Annotated in this window: 9 protein-coding genes; 5 read left to right on the plus strand and 4 right to left on the minus strand. The window is 66.5% G+C overall.

Annotated elements, in window-relative coordinates:
- The first annotated feature begins 68 nt into the window (after positions 1-68).
- From ACXI0U_RS05045 to ACXI0U_RS05055, 3 genes are all read left to right on the plus strand, one after another.
- On the plus strand, positions 69-16046 hold the full coding sequence (locus ACXI0U_RS05045) for a retention module-containing protein (RefSeq protein ID WP_479549851.1): 15978 nt from the start codon (positions 69-71) through the stop codon (positions 16044-16046).
- A gap of 73 nt (positions 16047-16119) precedes the next feature.
- Positions 16120-16458, plus strand: a complete 339-nt coding sequence (locus ACXI0U_RS05050; protein ID WP_111259521.1) for a tryptophan synthase subunit beta — start codon at positions 16120-16122, stop codon at positions 16456-16458.
- Between the two features lie 280 nt (positions 16459-16738).
- Positions 16739-17080 (plus strand): hydrolase, encoded by a 342-nt coding sequence (locus tag ACXI0U_RS05055; protein WP_228723558.1) that lies wholly within the window; start codon positions 16739-16741, stop codon positions 17078-17080.
- Between the two features lie 900 nt (positions 17081-17980).
- On the opposite strand, the gene lapD is transcribed toward ACXI0U_RS05055, so the two are convergent.
- The 4 genes from lapD to ACXI0U_RS05075 all read right to left on the minus strand — a co-directional run bounded on the left by lapD (position 17981) and on the right by ACXI0U_RS05075 (position 21714).
- Complete coding sequence (gene lapD / locus ACXI0U_RS05060) at positions 17981-19936, minus strand: cyclic di-GMP receptor LapD (RefSeq protein ID WP_479549852.1); 1956 nt, start codon at positions 19934-19936, stop codon at positions 17981-17983.
- Between the two features lie 3 nt (positions 19937-19939).
- Complete coding sequence (gene lapG, locus ACXI0U_RS05065) at positions 19940-20626, minus strand: cysteine protease LapG (RefSeq protein ID WP_021221131.1); 687 nt, start codon at positions 20624-20626, stop codon at positions 19940-19942.
- An 85-nt stretch (positions 20627-20711) separates the two neighbouring features.
- Entirely contained in the window at positions 20712-21113 is a 402-nt protein-coding gene (locus tag ACXI0U_RS05070) for a YbaN family protein (RefSeq protein ID WP_021221132.1), read from the minus strand.
- A 13-nt stretch (positions 21114-21126) separates the two neighbouring features.
- Positions 21127-21714 carry a UPF0149 family protein gene (locus tag ACXI0U_RS05075; RefSeq protein WP_184490723.1) on the minus strand — a complete coding sequence of 196 codons (588 nt, stop codon included), beginning with the start codon at positions 21712-21714 and terminating at the stop codon, positions 21127-21129.
- Positions 21715-21851: 137 nt separating this feature from the next.
- Here ACXI0U_RS05075 and recQ point away from each other — a divergent pair, with 137 nt between their 5' ends.
- Together recQ and ACXI0U_RS05085 are read left to right on the plus strand one after the other, a co-directional pair.
- Positions 21852-23984: a DNA helicase RecQ gene (gene recQ / locus ACXI0U_RS05080; protein ID WP_316925116.1), complete on the plus strand. Its 2133-nt coding sequence runs from the start codon at positions 21852-21854 to the stop codon at positions 23982-23984.
- 230 nt (positions 23985-24214) lie between these two features.
- Positions 24215-25384 carry a GGDEF domain-containing protein gene (locus ACXI0U_RS05085; RefSeq protein ID WP_316925117.1) on the plus strand — a complete coding sequence of 390 codons (1170 nt, stop codon included), beginning with the start codon at positions 24215-24217 and terminating at the stop codon, positions 25382-25384.
- Positions 25385-25428: the final 44 nt, after the last annotated feature.

The following is a 25428-nucleotide window of genomic DNA, read 5'->3' on the forward strand; positions in this document are numbered from 1 at the left end:
GCAGAACGGTCTTGGCCCTATTGCGATAGGTGTCGGCAGTGGTCGGCAGCGTGGTGGAGGAAGGATTCATGGCTACGGTAATCGGTGTCGTCAGTCGGGTAGTAGGCGAGGTGTTCGCGGTAGCAGGCGACGGAACGCGCCGGCCCCTGGTAGAAGGCGACAGGCTGTTCGCCGGCGAGCAATTGCTCACCGGTGCTGAAGGTGCGATTTCGGTGGCGCTGGCCAATGGCGGCGAGCTGACCCTGGGACGCGACAGCAGCATGAACCTGAGTACCCAGTTGCTGGCTACCGGCAACGGCGATGCCCCGGTCGACCCCACCGCTGACGCGCAGCAGCCGCAGCCGCCGAGCCAGCAGGACCTGACCGACGTGCAGCAACTGCAGGCCGCGATCGAGGCCGGCGCCGACCCGACCCAGACCGGTGAAGCGACCGCAGCAGGCCCCGGTGCCGGTGGTGCAGGCGGTGCAGGGGGGGTTGGCGGTGGCCACTCCTTCGTGCTGCTGTCGGAAACCGCCGGTGCGCTCGACCCGACCATCGGCTTCCCCACCGGCCCCATTACGGCGGGCCCGCTGTTCCCCGAGGCCGAGATTCTCGCGCCCACCGACTTCAGCCCCGAACTGACCGTGGTCTTCCTCGATGAAGAAGGCAGCGTCGTCACCGGCCCCGGTGTGGTGGACGAAGAAGCACTGGATGGCGGCGAGAGCGGTGGCGGCAACCCGGGCAGCAACCCCGGCAGCAACGCCGAGAGGACCTCGGGCACCCTGATCATCAATTCCCCCGACGGCATCGGCCGCATCGAAGTACTGGACGCCGCCGGCAACTGGATCAATGTCGCCGGTGGGGGCACCGTGCAGGGCACCTATGGCGTGCTGGTGTTCGATGCCGCCGGCAACTGGACCTACACCCTCACCGACAACAGCCTGGATCACAGCAACCCCAATGCCACCGGGGCCGAGGACCAGCTGTTCGATAACTTCAGCGTGCGCGTATTCGACCTCGACGGTGATGTATCGCCCACCGTGCCGCTGACCATCGCCATCAACGACGACGGCCCCAGTGCCGGCCTGGAATTCTCCCGCGAAGGCGGCGATGTGATCATCGACGAGAGCGCCGGCCTGCAACCGGGCAGCCATGACGTCGCCGGCCCGCTGGCGGTGTTCGATGGCGTTGCCAACCCTTCGTCGGATATGCGCGCCTACGCCCAGGGCACCGCCCCGGCGGTGATTGCCAACTATGACTTCGGCGCCGACGAAGGCGGCGCCACCGCCGTCTATTCCCTGGCCCTGATCGAAGGCGAGGGCGGCGAAGGCCAGGAGGGTCCGCAAGCTCAGGCCGCCGGTCTCACCACCACCAGCGGCAGCCCCATCACCCTGAGCGTGGAGAACGGCCTGGTGGTCGGTCGCGATGCCGACGGCAACGCCGCGTTCGCCATCGCCATCGACCCGGACACCGGCGTCATCAGCGTCGCCCAGTACCAGTCCCTGCATCACCCCGACGGCAGCGATGCCAATGACGGCATCGACCTCAGCGGCCTGATCCGCGCCGTGCTGACCGTCACCGACGGCGACGGAGACAAGGCCGTGGCCAGTGCCGACATCGGCCAGCTGATCCGCTTCGTCGATGACGGCCCCACCGCCAGCATCCAGACCAACGAAGGCGGGCGCGTCAGCCATGACGAAAGCGCCGGCCTGCAGAACGGCACCGTCACGCCCACCCCCGGCGGCGACGCCAACGACAACGACACCAATGCCCCATCGGTGGTCAGCCTGTTCAGCGGCGTCAGCAATACCGGCACCGACCTGTCCAGCACCGGTTACGCCACCAGCAATGGCGCGGTGGTGGATATCTCCGGCAGCAGCACGGGTGAGGACAACGAAGGCGCCACCACCGTGCTCAGCCTCTCCATCGTCGACGACAACGGCAGTGACTCCGGCCTCACCACCACCGATGGCCAGACCATTCGCCTGTACCTGGAGAACGGCCTGATCGTCGGCCGCGTGGACGGTGGTGACACCGGCCCCGGCGCGGCGGCCTTCGCCATCGCCATCGGCCAGGACGGCAGCGTCAGCGTGGCCCAGTACATCTCCCTCAACCACCCCGACACCGGCAGCGCCGATGATGCCGTGACCCTGTCCGGCAAGGTCCGCGCGGTGGTCACCGTGACCGACGGCGACGGCGATGTGGACACCGCCCAGGTGGGCATCGGCGGCGCCATCCGCTTCGAGGACGACGGCCCCACCGCCGTGATCGAGCGGCTGGAAGGCGTGCGCGTCACCCATGACGAGAGTGCCGGGCTGCAGAACGGCACCGCGACCCCGACGCCCCAGGGCGATGCCCTGGATGACGACACCAGCAACCCGGATGTGATCGCCCTGTTCGCCGGCGTGAGCAATATCGGTACCGACCTGTCGGGCTATGCCACCAGTGCCGGCCCCGTGGTCAGCACTGCCGGCACCAGCACAGGCGAGGACAACGAAGGCGCCACCACCGTATTGAGCCTGGAGATCACCGGCGGCGACGGCACCGATTCGGGCCTCACCACCACCGATGGCCAGGTCATCCGCCTTTATATGGAGAACGGCCTGATCGTCGGCCGCGTCGACGGTGGCGACCAGGGCCCCGGCGCCGCGGTGTTCGCCGTGGCCATGGGCCAGGACGGCACTATCAGCGTTGCCCAGTACATGTCGCTGAACCACCCGGACACCGGCAGCCGCGATGAGGGCGTCGACCTCGGCGGCCTGGTCAGGGCCGTGGTCACCGTCACCGACGGCGATGGCGATGTGGACGTGGCCACGGTCAACATCGGCGGAGCCATCCGCTTCGAGGACGACGCCCCCACCGCCAGCATCCAGGCGGTCGAAGGTGCACGCGTCACCCACGACGAGACCCCCGGCCTGCAGAACGGCACCGCCACCCCGACCCCGGGCAACGACGCCAATGACAACGACACCAACAACCCCAGCGTGATCGCGCTGTTCAGCAGCGTGGCCGATGCCGGCACCGCGCTGGCGGCCGGCTATGCCACCAGCAACGGCCCGGTGGTCGACGCCTCCGGCAGCAGCACCGGTGAAGACCAGGAGGGCGCGACCACCGTGCTCAGCCTGGAAGTGCAGGACGCCGACTCGGGCCTCACCACCCTGGACGGCTCGTCCATCGTGCTCACCGTGGAGAACGGGCTGATCGTCGGCCGCGTGGACGGCGGCACCTACAACGGCCAGGCCGCGTTCGCCGTGGCCATCGGCCAGGACGGCAGCATCAGCGTCGCCCAGTACATTCCGCTGCAGCACCCGGATACCGCCAGCCATGACGACGCCCTGAACCTCTCCGGCAAGATCCGCGCCGTGGTCACCGTCACCGACGGCGATGGCGACGTGTCGACGGACTCCGTCGGCATCGGTGGCGCCGTGCGCTTCGAGGACGACGGCCCCACCGCCACCCAGGTGACCGCCACCAGCGTGCTGGACGACGAAGGCCTGAACGGCGGCATCAACGGCGGCCCCGGCGATGTCGCGGACGCCCACACCAGCACCAGCGGCAGCCTCGGCTACGACGCCGGCGCCGATGGCCTGAAATCCATCGAGCTCACCGGGCCCACCAGCCTGGGCAGCGAGAGCGTGACCTCAACCTGGAACGCCTCGACCAACACCCTGACCATCAGCAGCGCCCGTGGCGACCTGATGACCGTGGTGCTGACCGACCTGGCCAGCGGCGCCTACACGGTCAACCTGCTCAAACCGCTGATGCACACGGTGAGCGGCACCGAGGACAACATCACCCTCAACGTCGGCTACAAGGTCACCGACGGCGATGGCGACACCGCCGACGGTTCCCTGGCGGTGACCATCAACGATGACACCCCGACCTTGCAGGTGGGCGCTCTGGACCTGAACTCCTCGGTGACCTTCGTCGGCACCGATGCCGGCTACAGCAACAGCTATGGCTACTACATCAAGGGCGACGACGGCACCCCGCTCAGCGGCAAGGTGATCTGGGCCAACGTCCATGACCAGGGCAACGGCGACACCTTCGACCTGGGCAACCTGGACCCGGCCAGCACCGGCTTCTTCATCATCCCCGACGGCGGGGCCAATGGCGGCCTGGCCAACGGCGCCGACATCACCTTCCAGCTGGTGGGCGGCAAGTGGCAGGCTTTCATCGGCAGCACCCCGCTGACCGGCGCCGACGGTGCCAACGTGCTGTTCAGCGACGCCACCCTGAACCCCGGCGGCTCGCACCTGCAGGACACCGGCAACGCCGGCAACCAGAACTGGGAAGACAAGACCGCCACCTCCGATTACGACTACAACGACGTCAGCACCAGCGTCACCTGGGGCTCGACCCTGCAACTGCAGGTGGATGAGACCAACCTCGGGCTGGGTGCCACGGCCACCGCCAGCGCTGATTTCAGCGGCCTGTTCAACGTGCAGCCCGGTGCCGATGGCCTGGGCAGCCTGGACTACGGGCTGGAAGTCACCAACCCGGCCTCCGGGCTGGTGGACACCGAGACCGGCAATGACGTGGTGCTGTTCCTGGAGAACGGCCAGGTCGTGGGCCGCGTCGGCGACGCCAGCGGCGAAGTGGTCTTCACCCTGACCGTGGGCGCGGACGGCAAGGTCACCCTCGAGCAGCTGCGTGCCATCGAGCACCCGACCTCCGACCCGGACGAAGCGGCCTTCCTAGGCTCCGGCCACGTCAAGCTCAACCTGACGGTGACCGACGGCGACGGCGACACCGCCAGCGGCGGCCTGGACATCGGCAAGGTCATCAGCTTCCGCGACGATGCCCCGAGCATCAGCGCCGGCGAGATCGCCAGCGGCGAGCTGCAGGTGGATGAAACCAACCTGCTGGTGGACAAGACCGTCGACTACAGCACCGCCTTCACCTCCAGCTACGGCGCCGACGGTGCCGGCAGCATCAGCTACACCCTGGCCATCAGTGCCACGGGTGCCGACAGCGGCCTGAAGGACACCGCCAGCGGCAGTGACATCAAGCTGTACCTGGAAGGCGGGCAAGTGGTCGGCCGCGTGGGCGGCCCGGCCGGGGCGATTTCCTTCACCGTCACGGTGGACGCCGACGGCAAGGTCACCCTCGACCAGAAACTGGCCATCGTCCACCCCACCAGCGACCCGGACGAGGCCACCGGTCTCTCCGCCGCCGACCTGGTGAAACTGGTGGCGACCATCACCGACAAGGATGGTGACTCCAGCAATGCCACCCTCAACCTGGGCAACGCCATCAGCTTCAAGGACGACGGCCCGAACATCGACCCGGGCCAGGTCGCCAGCGGCAGCCTGCAGGTGGATGAAACCGTCCTCGGCACCGATGCCACCCGTGACTTCAGCGGCTCGTTCACCCACGCCTTCGGCAACGATGGCGCCGGCACCATCACCTATGCGTTGACCATCAGCGCACCGGGTGCCGATACCGGACTGAAGGACACGGCCAGCGGCAGCGACATCAAGCTGTACCTGGAGAACGGTGAGGTGGTCGGCCGCGTCGGCGACCAGAGCGGCGCCATTTCCTTCAAGGTCACGGTGGACGCCGATGGCAAGGTCACCCTCGATCAGAAACTGGCCATCGTCCATTCGCCCAACACCGGCCCGGACCAGGCCACCGGTCTGTCTGCGGCTGATCTGGTGAAACTGACGGCGACCATTACCGACAAGGACGGTGACACCGACAGCGCCACGGTGAACCTGGGCAATGCCATCAGCTTCAAGGATGACGCACCCAGCATCCGTGCGGCCGAAATTCCGGCGGATAGCCTGCAGGTGGATGAAACCTTCCTCGGCAGCAACAGCACCACGGACTTCAGCTCCGCCTTCATCAAGAGCTACGGCGCTGATGGCGCCGGCACCACCACCTATGCCCTGGATGTGAAATCCCAAGGTGTCGACAGCGGCCTGAAGGACACCTCCACCGGCAGCGACATCAAGCTGTACCTCGAAGGCGGTGAAGTGGTGGGCCGTGTCGGCAGCGACACCGGTGCCGTCGCCTTCAAGGTCACGGTGGATGCCAGCGGCAAGGTCACCCTCGATCAGGTGCGCGCCATCGTCCACTCGCCGAACACCGGCCCCGATCAGGAAAGCAGCCTCTCCGCCGCCGACCTGGTGAAACTGGTGGCGACCATCACCGACAAGGACGGTGATGCCAACAGCGCCACCCTCAACCTCGGCAACGCCATCAGCTTCAAGGACGATGCCCCGACCATCAATGCCGGCCAGGCCCAGCTGGGCAGCCTGCAGGTGGACGAGACCAACCTGGCACTTAACGCCACCACCAACTTCAGTGGCGCCTTCACCAGCAACTACGGCGCCGACGGTGCCGGCAGCATCGGCTACACGTTGGAGGTAAAAGCCCAGGGCGCTGACAGCGGCCTGAAGGACACCGCCACCGGCAGCGACATCAAGCTGTACCTGGAGGGCGGCGAAGTGGTGGGCCGTGTCGGCAGCGACACCGGCGCCGTCGCCTTCAAGGTCACGGTGGATGCCTCGGGCAACGTCACCCTCGACCAGGTGCGTGCCATCGTCCACTCGCCCAATACCGGGCCGGACCAGGCCACCGGCCTCTCTGCGGCCGACCTGGTAAAACTGGTGGCCACCATCACCGACAAGGACGGTGACGCCAACAGCGCCAGCCTCAACCTCGGCAATGCCATCAGCTTCAAGGACGACGCCCCGACCATCAACGCCGGCCAGGCCCAGGCGGCCAGCCTGCAGGTGGACGAAACCAACCTGGCGCTCAATGCCACCACCAACTTCAGTGGCGCCTTCACCAGCAGCTACGGTGCCGACGGTGCCGGCAGCATCGGCTACACGCTGGAGGTGAAAGCCCAGGGAGCTGACAGCGGCTTGAAAGACACCGCCACCGGCAGCGACATCAAGCTGTACCTGGAGGGCGGCGAAGTGGTGGGCCGTGTCGGCAGCGACACCGGCGCCGTCGCCTTCAAGGTCACGGTGGATGCTTCGGGCAATGTCACCCTCGACCAGGTGCGTGCCATCGTGCACTCGCCCAATACCGGGCCGGACCAGGCCACCGGCCTGTCTGCGGCCGACCTGGTGAAACTGGTGGCGACCATCACCGACAAGGACGGTGACGCCAGCAGCGCCAGCCTCAACCTGGGCAACGCCATCAGCTTCAAGGATGACGCGCCCAGCATCCGTGCGGCCGAAATTCCGGCTGACAGCCTGCAGGTGGATGAAACCTTCCTCGGCAGCAACAGCACCACGGACTTCAGCTCCGCCTTCATCAAGAGCTACGGCGCCGATGGCGCCGGTACCACCACCTATGCCCTGGATGTGAAATCCCAAGGTGTCGACAGCGGCCTGAAGGACACCGCCACCGGCAGCGACATCAAGCTGTACCTCGAAGGCGGTGAAGTGGTGGGCCGTGTCGGCAGCGACACCGGTGCCGTCGCCTTCAAGGTCACGGTGGATGCCAGTGGCAAGGTCACCCTCGATCAGGTGCGCGCCATCGTCCACTCGCCGAACACCGGCCCCGATCAGGAAAGCAGCCTCTCCGCCGCCGACCTGGTGAAGCTGGTGGCGACCATCACCGACAAGGACGGTGATGCCAACAGCGCCACCCTCAACCTCGGCAACGCCATCAGCTTCAAGGACGATGCCCCGACCATCAATGCCGGCCAGGCCCAGCTGGGCAGCCTGCAGGTAGACGAGACCAACCTGGCACTCAACGCCACCACCAACTTCAGCAGCGCCTTCACCAGCAACTACGGCGCCGACGGTGCCGGCAGCATCGGCTACGCGCTGGAGGTAAAAGCCCAGGGCGCTGACAGCGGCCTGAAGGACACCGCCACCGGCAGCGATATCAAGCTGTACCTGGAAGGGGGCGAAGTGGTGGGCCGTGTCGGCACCTCCACCGGTGCCGTCGCCTTCAAGGTCACGGTGGATGCTTCCGGTAACGTCACCCTCGATCAGGTGCGTGCCATCGTGCACTCGCCCAACACCGGGCCGGACCAGGCCACCGGCCTCTCCGCCGCGGATCTGGTGAAACTGGTGGCGACCATCACCGACAAGGACGGTGACGCCAACAGCGCCAGCCTCAACCTCGGCAATGCCATCAGCTTCAAGGACGACGCTCCGACCATCAGCGCCGGCCAGGTCGAAGCCGGCAGCCTGCAGGTGGACGAAACCGTTCTCGGCACCGATGCCACCCGTGACTTCAGCGGTTCCTTCACCCGCAACTACGGCGCCGACGGTGCCGGTACCACCACCTACGCCCTGGACGTCAAGGCCGCAGGCGCCGACAGCGGCCTGAAGGACTCCGCCACCGGCAGCGACATCAAGCTGTACCTGGAAGGCAACGCCGTGGTTGGCCGTGTCGGCGACCAGAGCGGCGCGGTCTCCTTCAGGGTCACGGTGGATGCCGACGGCAAGGTCACCCTCGACCAGAAACTGGCCGTGCTGCACACCCCCAACAGCGGCCCGGATCAGCCTACCGGCCTCTCCGCCGCCGACCTGGTGAAACTGACCGCGACCATCACCGACAAGGACGGTGACGCCAGCAGCGCCACCCTCAACCTAGGCAATGCCATCAGCTTCCGTGACGACGCGCCCACCGCCGGCAACAGCACCGCTCCGAACGTGCTGGACGACGAAGGCCTGTCCGGCGGCATCAACGGCGGGCCCGGCGATGTGGCCGGCGCCAGCACCAGCACCAGCGGCACGCTGAACTACAGCGCCGGCGCCGACGGGCTGAAGTCCATCGAACTGACCGGGCCCACCAGCCTGGGCAGCGAGAGCGTGACCTCCACCTGGAACGCCTCGACCAACACCCTGACCATCAGCAGCGCCCGCGGCGCCCTGATGACCGTGGTGCTGACCGACCTGGCCAGTGGCGCCTACACCGTCAACCTGCTGAAACCGCTGATACACACGGTGAACGGCACCGAGGACAACATCACCCTCAACGTCGGCTACAAGGTCACCGACAAGGACGATGACTCGGCCACCGGCAGCCTGGCCGTGACCATCAACGACGACACCCCGACCATCCAGGTCGGCGCCCTGGACCTCAACTCCTCGGTGACCTTCGTTGGCAGCTCGGCCGGCTACAGCAACAGCTATGGCTACTACATCAAGGGCGACGACGGCACCCCGGTCAGCGGCAAGGTGATCTGGGCCAACGTGCACAGCCAGACCGCTGGCGACACCTCCGACATCAGTGGCCTGGACCCGGCGCACACCGGCTTCTTCATCATCCCCAACGGCGGCGCCAACGCCGGGCTGGCCAATGGTGCGGAAATTACCTTCCAACTGGTGGGCGGCAAATGGCAGGCCTTCGTCGGCAGCACCCCGCTGACCGGCGCCGACGGTGCCAACGTGCTGTTCAGCGACGCCACGCTGAACCCCGGCGGCTCGCACCTGCAGGACACCGGCAGCGCCGGCAACCAGAACTGGGAGGACCAGACCAACTCGTCCGACTACGACTACAACGACGTCAGCACCAGCGTGACCTGGGGCGCCACCCAGCAGTTGCAGGTGGACGAGTCGAACCTGGCGCTGAACGCCACCGCTGATTTCAGCGGCCTGTTCAACGTGCAACCGGGTGCCGACGGCCTGCAGAGCCTGGCCTACAAACTGACCGTGCAGGACGCCAACTCCGGCCTGGTGGATACCGCCAGCGGGCAGAACGTGGTGCTCAGCGTCAACGGCGCAGGCGTGGTCGAAGGGCGTACCGCCACCGGCAACGACCTGGTGTTCACCCTCACCGTGGGTGCGGACGGCAAGGTCACCCTTGACCAGCTCCGCTCCATCGTCCACCCGACCTCCGATCCGGACGAGGCCAAGTTCCTTGGCTCGGGCCATATCAGCCTGAGTGCCACCGCCACCGATAAGGACGGCGATACGGCCACCGGCAACCTGGACATCGGCAAGGTGATCAGCTTCAAGGACGACGCCCCGGCCACCGGCACCAACCAGACGGTGCAGCTGGACGACGACGCACGGCCCAACGGCATCCCCGGCGGTACCGGCGACGACGCCGACTCGCAGAATGCCACCGGCACCCTCAGCCATAGCTATGGCAACGACGGTGCGGGCAGCATCAGCTGGGTCAACACCGGCGCACCGGCAGGCTTCACCTACGAGACCTCGGGCAACAACCTGGTGATCAAGCAGGGCACCACCACCGTACTGACGGTGACCCTGACCAACAGCCAGACCGGTGCCTACTCGGTGGTGCAGAACGCGCCGATCCACCACGCCGATGGCGACAACGAGAACAACCAGGCCTTCCAGCTCACCTACAAGGTCACCGACAAGGACGGTGACAGCGCCAACGGCACCCTGAACATCAACGTCGACGACGACACCCCGGTGGCGAAGAACGACGTGGCGACCGTGGGCGAAAGCGTGGCGCCGGACATCAACATGGTGTTCGTGCTGGACTTCAGCGGCAGCATCAGCAAGTCCGAACTCGGGCAGATGCTCGATGCCGTGAAGGCTGCTGCCCAGGCGCTGTTCACCGGTAACACCGGTGATGTGCAGATGCAGGTGGTGGCCTTCTCGGGAGACGCCAAGTCCTACGCGCCGGTGACCAGCTATGCGGCCTTCGAAAGCCTGATCAACTCCCTCGACCCGAACGAGCCCGGTGGCGTGCGCCCCTATGACGGCAACACCGACTTCACTGCGGCCATCGAGAAGACCATGGATGCCTTCAACCCGCTTCCGGGCTGGAACAACCAGGTCGTGTTCATCAGCGACGGCAACCCCAACGAGCAGACCCAGAGCGGCAATGCGCTGCTCAACCAGACGGCCACCGACTGGCAGCAGTTCATCAACGACAACGGCATCAACGTCACCACCATCGGTATCGGTGACGGCATCGACAACGACAACCTGCAGGACGTCGATCTCGACGGCAGCGGCTCGCCCATCCTGATCGGGGACTTCTCTGACCTGGTGGACACCCTGCTCGACCAGGTCAGCACCGGCATGGTTTCCGGCAACGTGCTCAATGGCAGCGATGGCGTCGCCGGCACCGCCGACGACGACGGCTTCGGCGCCGACGGCAAGGGCGGTATCAAGTCCCTGACCGTCGATGGCGACGTGTATACCTGGAACGGCAGCAATGCCACCGCCCAGTTGAACATCACCACCGACCTGGGTGGCAAGCTGGCCTTCAACTTCGCCACCGGCGCCTGGAGCTACACCGCGCCGAGCGGGTTGACCGGCAATACCGCCGAGCAGATCGGCTACACCATCGTCGACTCCGACGGTGACCCGTCCAGTGCCACGCTGACCATCAACATCACCGCCGCGAACGACGCGCCGGTGGCGGTCAACGACACCTTCAGCACCAACGAAGACACCTCGGTGACCATCACCAGCGCAGGCCTGTTCGGCGCCGATGGCACCGGGCCGCTGAACGACCACGACGCGGACTCCAGCGCCTTCACCACCATCAAGGTGACCCAGCTGGCGAGCAACGGCGTGCTGCAGTTCAACGGCGCTGCGGTGACCCTGAACCAGGTGATCAGCATCGCCGACATCAACGCCGGCAAGCTGGTGTTCGTGCCGGACGGCAACGAGAACGGCGCGCCCTATGCGACCTTCAAGTACCAGGTCAGCGACGGCAGCACCTACAGCAACGTGGCCACGGTGACCATCAACGTCGCGGCGGTCAACGATGCGCCGGTGGCGGTCGACGACAGCTTCAGCACCAACGAGGACACGGCCGTCACCATCACCGCCAACGGGCTGTTCGGCGCCGATGGCACCGGGCCGAACAACGACAGTGATGTCGATTCGGGTGCCTTCGACAACATCAAGGTGACCCAGCTGGCCACCGACGGTGTGCTCAAGCTCAACGGCGTGGCCGTGACCTTGAACCAGGTGATCACCCTCGCCGATATCAACGCCGGCAAGCTGGTGTTCGTGCCCGATGGCAACGAGAACGGCTCGCCCTATGCCACCTTCCAGTACCAGGTGAGCGACGGCAGCCTCTATAGCAACACGGCCACCGTGACCATCACCGTCAACCCGGTGAACGATGCGCCGGTGGCGGTCAACGATACCTTCAGCACCACCGAGGACACCTCGGTGACCATCACCGCCGCCGGGCTGTTCGGCGCCGATGGCACCGGGCCGGACAACGACAGCGACGTGGACTCCAGCAGCTTCGCCACCATCAAGGTGACCCAGCTGGCGAGCAACGGCGTACTGCAGTTGAACGGCGTGGCCGTGACCCTCGGCCAGGTGATCAGCGCCGCTGACATCAACGCCAACAAGCTGGTGTTCGTGCCGGACAGCAACGAGAACGGCTCGCCCTACGCGACCTTCCAGTACCAGGTGAGCGACGGCAGCCTCTATAGCAACACGGCGACCGTCACCATCAATGTCTCGGCGGTGAACGATGCGCCGGTGGCGGTCAACGACACCTTCGCCACCACCGAGGACAACTCGGTGACCATCACCAGCACCGGGCTGTTCGGTACCGATGGCACCGGGCCGCTGAACGACAGCGACGTCGACTCCGGCGCCTTCACCGACATCAAGGTGACCCAGCTGGCTACCGACGGCGTGCTCAAGCTCAACGGCGTGGCGGTGACCCTGAACCAGGTGATCAGCATCGCCGACATCAACGCCGGCAAGCTGGTGTTCGTGCCGGACGGCAACGAGAACGGCGCGCCCTATGCCACCTTCCAGTACCAGGTGAGCGACGGCAGCCTCTACAGCAATACGGCCACGGTGACCATCAACGTCACGGCGGTGAACGACGCGCCGCTGCTCGACCTGGACGGCAACGACAGCGCCGGTGTGGTGGGTACGGGTTACCAGACCACCTACACCGAAGGCACTGCCGCGGTGGCCATCGCCGATATCGACACCCTGGTGACCGATATCGACAACAGCACCATCGCCTCGGCCAAGGTCGTGCTGACCAACGCCCAGGCAGGGGATGTGCTGACCGCCACCGGCCTGCCGAGCGGCATCACCGGCGTGGTGGACACCAGCGTCGCCGGCAAGATCACCGTCACCCTCACCGGTGTCGCCACCAAGGCGGCCTACGAGACGGCGATCGAGACCATCCGCTACTCCAGCACCAGCACCAACCCGAGCACCACGCCGCGCAACGTGACGGTGGTGGTCAACGACGGTGCGACCGACTCCAACACCGCGCAGACCACCATCAAGGTGGTGGCGGTGGACAACGGGCCGGATGCCAAGAACGATGTCGCCAACGTGGTCGAAGGCCATGGCCAGGACTTCAATGTGGTCTTCGTCCTCGACTTCAGCGGCAGCATCGACAACACCGAGCTGAACCAGATGCTGACGGCGGTCAAGCAGGCGGGCGCCGAGCTGTTCGACGGCACCTCGGGGCATGTGCAGCTGCAGATCGTGGCGTTCTCCTCGACCGCCACCTCTTATGTGCCGGTCACCAGCGTCGAGGCCTTCAGCTCGCTGATCGACAGCCTCAACCCGAATGCCGGTGGGGTCCGTCCGTTCGACGGCAACACCGACTTCACCGCAGGTATCCAGCAGACCATGAGTGCCTACACCCCGATCTCGGGCTGGAGCAACCAGGTCGTGTTCATCAGCGACGGCAACCCCAACGAGCAGACCGGTACCGGTGGCAACTCGCTGACGGATGCCACCTCGACGGCCTGGAACACCTTCGTCGACAGCAATGGCATCAACGTCACCACCGTGGGCATCGGCGACGGCATCAACAATGCCCGCCTGCAGGACGTCGACCTCGACGGCCAGGGTTCGCCGCTCAACGTGGCCGGCTTCGGCCAGCTGGTGGACGCGCTGCTCGGCCAGGTGGTCGGTGGCGATGTCTCCGGCAACGTGCTCTGGGGCAGCGATGGCGTCAGCGGTACCGCGGACGACGACAGCTACGGCGTTGACGGGGCCGGCTACATCAAGTCGGTCACCATCGGCAGCGTCACCTACACCTGGAACGGCACCTCGACCATCACCCCGAGCAGCGGCTCGCCGATTTCCGGCAGTGTGCTGACCGGTATCGAGACGCCGGAACACGGCAAGCTGACCTTCAACTTCGCCACCGGTGCGTGGAGCTACGTGGCGCCCGACGGGCTCACCAGCAACCTCACCGAGCAGTTTGGCTACAGCCTGGTGGATTCCGATGGCACCACCGACACCGCGACCCTGACGGTCAACGTGACCGACGCCAACAGTCCACCGGCCGGTGCGGACGCGACCCTCAGCCTGCTGGAAGATGCCAGCCACGTGCTCAGTGCGAGCAGCTTCGGCTTCTCCGATGCTGAGGGCGACAGCTTGGCTGCCGTGAAGATCACCACCCTGCCCACCGCCGGTCAGCTCACCCTGAACGGCAGCGCCATCAGTGCCGGGACCACCGTCTCGGTGGCTGATATCAACGCCGGCAAGCTGGTCTTCACCCCGGCGGCGAATGCCAGCGGCACCGGCTACGCCAAGTTCACCTTCCAGGTGCAGGACGACGGCGGCACGGCCAACGGCGGGGTCAACCTCGACCCGAACCCCAACACCATCACCTTCAACGTCACCGCGGTGAACGATGCGCCGGTGCTGGGTGGCATGGGCGGTACGCTGAACTACACCGAGAACGCCGGCGTGAAGATCATCGACAGCAGCGTCACGCTGAGCGATGTCGACTCGCCGAACTTCAACGGTGGCTCGCTGGTGGTGGCCTTCACCGCCAACGGCACGGCAGCCGACCAGCTGTCGGTGGTCAACCAGGGCACCGGTAGTGGCCAGCTCAACGTGAGCGGCAGCAACCTGCGCCTCGGCTCCACCAACATCGGCACCATCGCCGGCGGCACCAACGGCAGCAGCCTGACGATCAGCTTCACCAACAACCTGGCGACCCTCGCCGTGGTCCAGGCGCTGATCCAGCAGATCGCCTACGCCAACACCTCCGACAACCCGTCCACCCTGGACCGTACCCTGAGCTTCACCGTCAAGGATGGCGACGGCACCGCCAACGGCGGCGTCGACAGCGCCTCGGCCATCGCCTACGTGCACCTCAATGCCGTGAACGATGCACCGGTCGCCAACGCCGACCACGTGGTGGCCTACAACGCCTCGGTGGTGGTGCCGGACTGGGCGCTGCTGTGGAACGACAGCGATGCAGACAGCAATGTCCTTTCGCTGAACAGCGTCGGCGGTGCCAGCGGTGGTTCGGTCTCCCACAGCGGCAGCGGGCTGGCGGGCACCACCAGCTTCACCGACAGCGGCTCGGTGGGTGGCTCGTTCACCTACACCACCAAGGATGAGCAGGGGGCGGTCAGCAGCTCCGGTGCGGTCGAGGTCGACCGGGACAACAGCGGCACGATCGGCAGTTCGGGTGACAGCAGCGACCAGATCGTCATCGACAACAGTGCGCTCGGGAACACGCTGGCCGGTGGCAGTGGCAATGACGTGCTGATCGGCGGGGTCGGCAATGACACCCTCAACGGCAACAACGGCAACGACCTGCTGGTAGGGGGCGCCGGTGACGACGCGCTCAACGGCGGCGGCGGGATCGACACCGCCAGCTACGTCGACGCCACCTCCGGCGTGACGGTGAGCCTGGCATCGGCTGCTGCGCAGAACACCGGCGGTGCGGGCACCGACACCCTGTCGGGGATCGAGAACCTGATCGGCTCCAACTTCGGCGATGTGCTCACCGGCAACTCAGGTGACAACACGCTGAGCGGGTTGGCGGGCAACGACACCCTGATCGGCAACGGTGGCAACGACATCCTCAGTGGCGGCGACGGGGCCGACACCTTCAAGTGGCAGGCGGGCGAGACGGGGCTGACCCATATCACCGACTTCACCAAGGGTGTGGATTCGCTGGACCTGTCCCAGCTGCTCTCCGGCGAACATGCCAACCTGGGCAGCCTGAGCCAGTACCTGACCTTCAGCTTCGGGGCCAGCACCACCATCACGGTGGACTCCAATGGCGCCGGTGCCGGGGCCACGGGGCCGACCATCGTGCTCGACGGCATCAACCTGCAAACCTCCTACGGGGTGGCGGATGCTGGCGGTGTGATCTCCGGCATGCTGGGCGATGGCACGTTGAAGGTTGACGTCTAAGCTCTGTAAACGAAGCGGCCCGCCACCTCTCCGGGTGGCGGGCCTTTTTTATGCGGATTGGGGAGAGCAGTCCATGGTGTACGTACAGCGAGATGAGCGGGGCCGGGTGCTGCGGGTCGAGTCGGAGCCTTTCGAGCACATGACCCACAGCATGCCGGCCGCAGATCCGGAGGTGCAGAGCTGGCTGGCCAGCCGTTCGCTGCACGAGCACCTGATGTCGCTGCAGCATTCCGACCTGGAGCTGGTGCGGGTGATCGAGGACCTGGTCAGTGTCCTCGTCGACCGTGGCGTGATGCGCTACACCGACCTGCCCGAGGCCGCGCGCAACAAGCTCCAGCACCGTGCCCAGGCCCGTGCCCAGGTGGAAGGGCTGGGCAGCCTGGTGCAGGACGAGGGGCGTTTGCCGTATTGAGCCACGGTCGCCGTTGGGCGGTGCCCATGCGCGAAAGGGCTTGGATGCGTGCCTGGGCCCATCGCGGTTGAAACCGCTCCCACGGGCTTTTTCTTCCTGAAATGAATGGCAAAGGATAAAGCCCCGGAGGCGACAGAACCGGCGCCTGCCGTTGCGTTCTATTGCGCGACGGCTCCTCGGTTCACCGAGGGTGACCCGGGTTGCGGCCGTCATGTCCTCTTCAGGAGCGATACGCGAGATGGCGACAAAAGCGGGTGTCTTCACCAGACGAGTGTTGGGCGTGCTTTTGACTGTGGTGGCGCTTGGGGCGGTGACGGCCCATGCGGTGGATTACGACCTGGATAACGATGGCTATCGTGATGCCCAGTTCGGTGGCAGCGACCACGACCTGGACAACGACGGCTACCGCGATGCCCAGTTCGGCGGCAGTGACCATGACCTGGACAACGACGGCTATCGCGATGCCGAGTTCGGTGGCAGCGACCATGACCAGGACAATGACGGTTACCGCGATGCGCAGTTCGGCGGCAGTGATCATGATCTGGACAACGACGGCTACCGTGATGCCCAGTTCGGTGGCAGTGACCATGACAGCGACAACGACACCAACCGTGACGATTAACCGGCTCCACCCGTAACGAGAACGCCCGCAGATGCGGGCGTTTTCTTTTGCGGACGGCCTGGTGGGCTGAAGCCCGCCCTACGAAGACTGCGGGGTGGGTGGTGTTGGGTTGTGTGGAATTCATTCGCGAAAAGGGCCGGCCGGGTGCCTTGGCCTTCGCGGTTGAAACCGCTCCCACAGGCGCGTGCCGTAGGTTGGTGCCGAGCGCAGCGAGGCCCAACGTCGCGAGGCCCGGCGCAGCGCACCGTCAATGTGGGAGCGAGTTCATTGTGGGAGCGAATTCATTGGCTCTGTCTGCGTTAAGTGTTGCTAGAGGATTTGAGTCCAGCTGATTGCCGAGCTCTGGTGATGTTTCTGGTTTCGCCCCCCCCCCCCCCGGGCGAGTCCCTTTTTTCAATCGCCAAAAAAGGAACCAAAAACGCTTGCCCCATCATCTGGCCCCGGCTTCGCCGGGGTTCCCTCACTCCATCGCCGTTACTCGCTACGCTCGCCCTTCGGGCCGCACTGAAGTGCGTTCGCCGCAAGCGTCGTCTGGGGGCCGGCGCGATGGGCCATCCATGGCCTAGCGCGCCTCTCGCGGCATCCATGCCACTCGTCCCCCGGCGCAACGACTGCGTTCGGCCTCCTGGAGGGGCGTTGGCGGCTGCTCCAACTTTCTTCGCTCGAACCCTCACATTGATGTGCGCAGTAACCCAGCGCACGTTCGTAGGATGGCGTAGAGCGAAGCGAAACCCATGCGGTGGAGGTGGCACGAATCCTCGGGCGCCCGGAAAGCACCGTGCTTGAGCGCTTGCATTAAAACCACAACAGCTAACGCAGACAGAGCCAATTCATTCGCGAAAAGAGCAGGCCGGGTGCCTCGGTCTTCGCGGTTGAAACCGCTCCTACAGGCGCTCCGCGTCATGCCTGGCCATCCCCCCAAGGCGCCGGTGGCCCGATGAGGCGGCCCATGGCGCCCTGGATGCCCAGCTCGCCGAGCACGGCCAGCTCGCCCGGGGTTTCCACCATCTCGGCGATCAATGGCAGGTCGATACTGTTGGTGGCGCGGTACATCGCTTCGATGAACATGCGCTTGTCGTTCTCCTGGTCGATGGCGCGGATGTAGGTGCCGTCGATCTTCAGGTAGGCCAGCCCCAGGTGGGTGAGGTTGCCGATCAGGCTGAAGCGCCCGCCGAAGTGTTGCAGGCCGAGGTGGAAGCCGGCTTCGCGCACCGCCTGGCTGAGCTGCTCCAGAGCGGCGGGGGGCGGCAGGAAGCGCTCGTCCACTTCCAGGGTCATCAGGTCGGCGTGCTGCGGGTGGGCGCGGAGCATGGCGAGCAGGCGTTCCTGGCTGGCAGGCTCGCGCAGGGTGGCGGCGGAGAGGCTCAGGGCCAGCGGCTCGGGGTGCTGCTCCAGGTGGGTGAGGGTGTGTTCGAGCATCGCCAGGTCGAAGCGCGCGGCCCAGCCCAGGCGTTCGATCCAGGGCAGGAAGCGGCCGGCGGCCACGGCTTCGCCCTGCGGGTCGAGCAGGCGCGCGAGGACCTTGCGGTGCAACAGCTTGCCGGTATCGGCGCAGTCGGCCACGGGCTGGAAGTAGAGCTGCAGCTTGCCTTGCTGCAGGGCTTCGTCGATCCACGCGCGCCAGCTGTGCAGGCCCTGATTGGGCGCGGCCTGGTAGTCGTCGAGGCGCTCCCAGGGGGGTGTCGGGTTGCTTTGCGCCTGCGCCAGGGCCTGGTCGGCGCGGCCTATGACGCTGGCGGCGTCCTCGCCGGGGCGGAAGGCGGCGATGCCCAGGTGGGCCACCGGGGTGCAGTCGCTGGCGCCGGTGCTGCGCAGGCTTTCCAGGGCGTCGCTGAGGCTTTGGGCGAGGAGGTCGGCGTCGTCGTTGACCAGGCCGGGGGCGAGCAGGGTGAATTCACCGCCCCGGCTGCGGGCGGCCAGCCAGTCGGGGTTGCCGCGGTCTTCCAGGACTTTCTTCAGCAGTTCGCCGATCTCGCCGATCAGGGCGTCGGTGCGCTGGCCGCCGAGGCGCTGGTTGAGGCCGCCGAGGTCGTTGACCCGCAGCAGCACCAGGTAGCCGGCGGCGTTCTGCTCGGCCACGGCCAGCTGGTTGCCCAGGCGGATGTCGAACTGACGGCGGTTGGCCAGGCCGGTGAGGCTGTCCTGGTAGGCCTCTTCGCGCAGCTTCTCGCTGCGCGCGGCTTCTTCGGCGAAGAGGGTCTTGAGCTTGTCGACCATCTGGTTCATGGCCAGCACCACGCGCTTGAGCTCGGGGGTGCGCGGCACCTTGGGCAGGGTGAGGAATTCGCGGCGGCTGATGGCCTGGGCCTGCTGCACCATGTTGTCCAGCGGGCGCAGCTGGGTGCGCAGGAGGAAGCCGCCGAGCACGGCGCTGACCAGCCCGCAGAGCAGCAGCCAGAGCAGGCTGCCGATGGCGCTGTCCCACAGTTTGGCCAGGGCGAATTGCGGGTGGCTGAGCACCTCGACCCGCGCGGCCTGTTCCCAGCCGCGCATGATCAGGGCGTCGCCGCCCTGGGCGCGCAGGTCGACCAGCTTCACGAACCAGGCGGGGACCTTTTCCGAGGTCGGGTCGGCCTGGCGTTCGACGATGACCTGTTCATCGGCGATGTTGACCACGCGGATGCGCGCGAAGTAGCCGCTGTCGAAGATCGAGCTGACCATCAGCTCGATCATCGCCGGGTCGTCCACGTGGGGCGTCATGGACAGGGCGAGGGCGGTGGCGGCGTCCTGGGCGTGGGAGCGCAACTGGCTGCGTAGCTGTTCCCGGGAGCTTTCCACTCCGGCGAGGAAGCTGCCGGTGAAGGCCACCACCAGGAACAGGCAGATCGCCAGAAACAGCTGCTTGAGTAACGACATCGTCTATCCCTCTCCAATGGCGAAGCCTTCGGCGCGCATCTTTTGCAGGATGTCCTGCCAGCGCGAAAGCTTCTTGCTGTCACCACTGCGCTTGCCGGCGGTGTACAGGCCTTCGGCGTTGAAGGCGTACACGGGCAGCAGGTCCTTGCGTTGCGAGGCCGGCCTTATTTCGCCGATCAGGTTGTCCAGCACCAGCGGGTCTGAGCTGGGGCTGGCGTAGTAGGTGAGCACCATGTGCGCCTGGTTGTAGTTGAGCGCCTTGACGTAGGTGATGCGCAGCTTCTCGGACGGGATGCCGAGCCGGCGCAGGGTGAAGTACTTGGCGATGGAGTAGTCCTCGCAGTCGCCGGCGCCCTTGACCAGGGCTTCGACGGGGGTGGCCCAGTAGTCGTTCTGGCCCCAGTTGCGCTGGTCGTCGACGAAGCGCAGCTGGCGATTGAAGAAGCGATTGACGGCTGCGAGCTTGTCTTTCTCCGGCAATGCGCCGCTGCCGTCGATCAGCACGCTCCAGGCTTCGATGCGTTCCTTGGCGGTGCCGAGGCTGCCGTAGCGCTTCTGCGCGTTTTGCAGGATCAGGCCGAAATCCCAGTTGGCGGCGACCGCCGAGACCAGCAGGCAGGCGAGCAGGGCCAGCCACGTCGTCCGTGGCCGTCCTTGCTTCGCTTTCGCACGCCGCCCTAGCCGCATCATCAGGGTCTCCGCCCTTGGATCAGTGCAGTCTAGGTGGTGGTCGGGCTTTTTGCCGGTGGGCTTGGGCGATGTTTCGGGGCGGGCTTCAGCCGCGGTCCAGGGTCTTCTGGCGCAGGATGTAGACGGTGACCAGCACGGCGCTGGTGAGCATGAAGCCGCGCGCCCAGGGCAGGGGCACGAGGTAGCAGGAGAAGGCGATGCTGACCCACATCAGGCCGATGGCGTAGACCTTGCCCTTGAGCGGGATGCCGTTGCCTTCGAGGTAGTCCCTGATCCAGGGGCCGAGGTGCTTGTGGTTGACCAGCCAGAGGTAGAACCGCTGCGAACTGCGTACGAAACAGGCCGCGGCGAGGAGGAGAAAGGGCGTGGTCGGCAGCACCGGCAGGAAGATGCCGATCACACCCAGGGCGACGGCGAGCCAGCCGACCACCAGCAGTACGTAGCGTACTGCCGGGTTGCGGCTCTGGCGGATGTCACCGTGCGCCATCAGCGCGACCTGCTCAGTGGCTGCGCGGCTTGAGCAGTGCGGGTTTCTCTTCGGGGGCGTTGCAGAGCAGGAACAGGGCGGTCAGCAGTTCGGGGATCTGCTCGATCATCTCGTCGACCAGGTTGCGGTCGGCGGCGATGTCGGCGAACTCGGGCTGCTCGTCGAACAGGCCGGAGCCGACCATGATCGGCAGCAGCAGCTCGCTGACTTCCTCTTCGGATTCCTCGAACCACACGGCCTCGCGCAGGAACACGCCTTCCATGAAGCCGATGCACCAGCCGCGCAGGTCGGAGTCGTCCGGGTCATCGCCCAGGTCGAGGTCGCAGGGCATCTCCGGGTCTTCGTCGCTGGCCAGCTGGCGGGCGATGTGGGCCTTGAGCAGCAGCAGGGTGGCTTCGATCTCCTCACGCTCGGCGTCGCTGCGGTAATGCGGCGGCTCGGCGAACAGGGCGTCGATCCACTCACGCTCCGGAACCGGGTCCGGGCAGATGGACAGTGCGGTCAGGTAGCCATGGGCGGCCACGTAGTCCAAGGCTTCTTCGTGCAGGTCATCGGCATCGAGGAAGGCTTGCAGGCGGGACAATTGCTCAGCGAAGGACATCGTGGGACTACCTAAGAGGATTAAACGAGGGTGGATTCTAGTCGAGTGCGAAGCCCGCGGCAAAAGCGCTCCCGATGGGCGAAGGCTTCCCCGGGCGTTTGCTGACGTATAATGCCCGGCTTCATTCGGAGACCCGCATGCTCGACCACGCCCAGCGCATCCTCAAAGACGTATTCGGCTATGACGCCTTCCGTGGCCACCAGGCGGCGATCATCGACCGCGTGGCCAAAGGCGGCGACGTGCTGGTGCTGATGCCCACCGGCGGCGGCAAGTCGCTGTGCTTCCAGGTGCCGGCGTTGCTGCGCGACGGCCTGGCGGTGGTGGTTTCGCCGCTGATCGCGCTGATGGAGGACCAGGTCGCCACCCTTGACGAGCTCGGCGTGGCCGCCGTGGCGCTCAACTCGACCCTGAGCAACGACGAGCAGCGCGACATCGCCGACCGCATCCGCCGGGGCGAGATCAAGATGCTCTACCTGGCCCCCGAGCGCCTGGTGCAGCCGCGCATGCTGGCCTTCCTCGAGCGCCTGGACATCGCCCTGTTCGCCATCGACGAAGCCCACTGCGTTTCCCAGTGGGGCCATGACTTCCGCCCCGAATACCTGCAGTTGGGCCAGCTCGCCGAGCTGTTCCCCAATGTGCCGCGCATCGCCCTGACCGCCACGGCGGACATGCGCACCCGCGAGGAGATCGTCCAGCGCCTGCACCTGCAGGATGCCGAGCGCTTCCTGTCGAGCTTCGACCGGCCGAACATCTTTTATCGCATCGTCGCCAAGGACAACCCGCGCAAGCAGCTGCTGGGCTTCCTCACCGAACGCCGTGGCGACGCCGGCATCGTCTATTGCCTGTCGCGCAAGAAGGTCGACGAGGTCGCGGCCTTCCTTTCCGAGCAGGGCTACCCGGCGCTGCCGTACCACGCGGGCCTGCCCAGCGACCTGCGCGCCTACCACCAGAAGCGCTTCCTCAACGAGGAAGGGCTGATCATGGTGGCGACCATCGCCTTCGGTATGGGCATCGACAAGCCCAACGTGCGCTTCGTCGCCCACCTGGACCTGCCCAAGTCCCTGGAAGCCTATTACCAGGAGACCGGCCGCGCCGGCCGTGATGGCCTGCCCGCCGATGCCTGGATGGCCTACGGGCTGCAGGACGTGCTGCTGCTCAAGCAGATGCTCAACAACTCCGAGGGCGACGAACGCCACAAGCGCATCGAGCAGCACAAGCTCGACGCCATGCTGGCCCTGTGCGAGGAAATCCGCTGCCGTCGCCAGGCGCTGCTGGCCTACTTCGACGAAGAGCTGCCCCAGCCCTGCGGCCATTGCGACATCTGCGTCGACGGCGTGCAGACCTGGGACGCCACCGAGCCCGCGCGCCAGGCGCTGTCGGCCATCTACCGCAGCGGCCAGCGCTACGGCGTCGGTCACCTGGTCGACCTGCTGCTGGGTCGCGACAACGAGAAGGTCCGCGCTTCGGGCCACCAACACCTGTCTGTTTTTGGTATGGGCAAGGCGCTGTCCGAAGGGGAGTGGCGCACGCTGTTCCGCCAACTGGTCGCCCGTGGCCTGGCCGATGTCGACCTCGACGGTTTCGGCGGCCTGCGCCTGACCGATGCCTGCCGCCCGCTGCTGCGTGGCGAGGTGAGCCTGCAACTGCGCCGGGACATCTCCACCAAGGCGCCGAAGCCAGCCGCCAGCGCCGCCAGCCAACTGGTGCGGGGCGAGGAGCGCGAGCAGTGGGAAGCCCTGCGCGCCCTGCGTCGCAAGCTGGCCGAAGAGCACAGCGTGCCGCCCTATGTGATTTTCCCCGACGCCACCTTGCTGGAAATGCTGCGCAGCCAGCCGAGCACCCTGGCGGAGATGGCGCGAGTCAGTGGCGTGGGCGCGCGCAAGCTGGAGCGCTACGGCGAGGCCTTCCTCGATGTGCTCAACGGTGGCGCCGAAGCCGCGCCAGCCCCGCGCGCGGTGGCCGACCTGCGCCACGAACTGGTGAGCCTGGCCCGCGCCGGCATGACCCCGGCGCAGATCGCTCGCCAGCTCGATTGCACCGAGAAGAACGTCTACAGCCTGCTGGCCGAGGCCATCAGCGAGCAGCAACTGAGCCTGGAACAGGCCCTGGACCTGCCCGAAGCGATGCTTGGCGAGGTGCAGGACGCCTTCCTCGATGGCGAGGGCGAGCTGCCCAGCGTCGCCCAGGTTGCCGAGATGCTCGGCGGCAAGGTGCCGGAAGGCGTGCTGCATTGCGTGCGTGCCGCGCTGCAGGCGGAATTCGAATCCTGAGTGGAGGGGCACGGCCCCTCGTGACCCCTCCGGCCTCTTGTGGCCGATTCCGCCTGCTACTAATGTGCAACAAGGCTTCCGGCCGGCGATGTGAGGTCGCCGCCGGTGCCGTGAGGGTCAGGGCCGTGAGGGCGCTTCGTCTACGTGAGGTAGGCGGCGATGTACTCCTGTCCTGACGCTGCAAGGCCGGGCGCGGCAGTAGGTCCCGGCTCAAATAAGAAGAGGTGGCAGTGTCGACACTCAACGCCTGGCTGGACGAAGTGCGCCCGAATCCCTATGCCGACCAGCTCGCCCTGGGCTTCCGGCAACTGCGTTTCGTCCGACCGCTGGAACAGGAATACCGCAACTACTTCCTCGAGCAGACCTTCGACCTCAAGCGCATCGCGCTGCTGATCGGGCTGCCCATCTGGCTGGCCTTCGCCTTTCTCGATTTCCACCTGATCGCCAGCGCCGAACGCTGGTGGATGCTTGCCGTGCGCCTGGGGGTGCTGGTGCTGCTGGTGGTCTGCGGCTTGCTGATCCTGCAGCGGCGCCATGTTCATCTGCTGGTGCCCCTGAGCCTGGTGTGCGTCAGCGCCCTGGGCGTGGGGGCGGCGGCGGTGGTGGCCATCGCCCATCGGGTCGACCCGTCATTCCCCTATGAAGGCCTGCTGCTGGTGTGCATGGCGGCCTATTTCGTGGTGGGCCTGCGCCTGGGCGAAGCGCTGTTGGTGTCACTGCTGATCCTGGTGGCCTACGTGGCGCTGGAGCTCTGGGCCGGGTTGCCCTGGCCGCGCCTGGTCAACAACCTGCTGTTCCTGGTGTTCGGCAACCTGGTGGGGGCGGTGGGCTGCTACCTGCTGGAGTTCAAGTCGCGGGAGCATTTCCTCGTCAGCCGGCTGATGCGGGTGCTGGCCGAGCACGACAGCCTCACCGGGCTGCATAACCGGCGCAGCTTCAACCGCCAGTTGGAGCGCGTCTGGCGCCAGGCCCAGCGCGAGGGGCTGCCGCTGGCGCTGATGCTCTGCGATGTCGACCACTTCAAGGCCTACAACGACCTCTACGGCCACCAGGGCGGCGACCACGCCCTGCAGCGGGTGGCGGGGGTGCTGGAAGATGCCGCGCGACGGCCGCTGGACATGGCGGTGCGCCTGGGGGGCGAGGAGTTCGCGGTGCTGCTCTATGGCACGCCGGAAGCGGAGGCGCGGCAGTGCGCGGAGAACGTGCGCGCGGCCCTGGAGGGCCTGGCGATCCGCCACGAGGGCTCGCAGGTGGCCGAGGTGCTGACGATGTCCATCGGCCTGGCCTGCATCTTCCCGGGCAACGACATGCCCCTGGGCCAGCTGTACGAACTCTACGAGCACGCCGACCGCGCGCTCTACGAGGCCAAGGCGTTCGGGCGTAACCAGGTGGTGGCGTAGTTCGTCGCTCGCGGTGGCGCGCTGCGTGACTGCGTGCCCTGGTA

It is taken from the genome of Pseudomonas sp. C9D1, assembly GCF_056491235.1.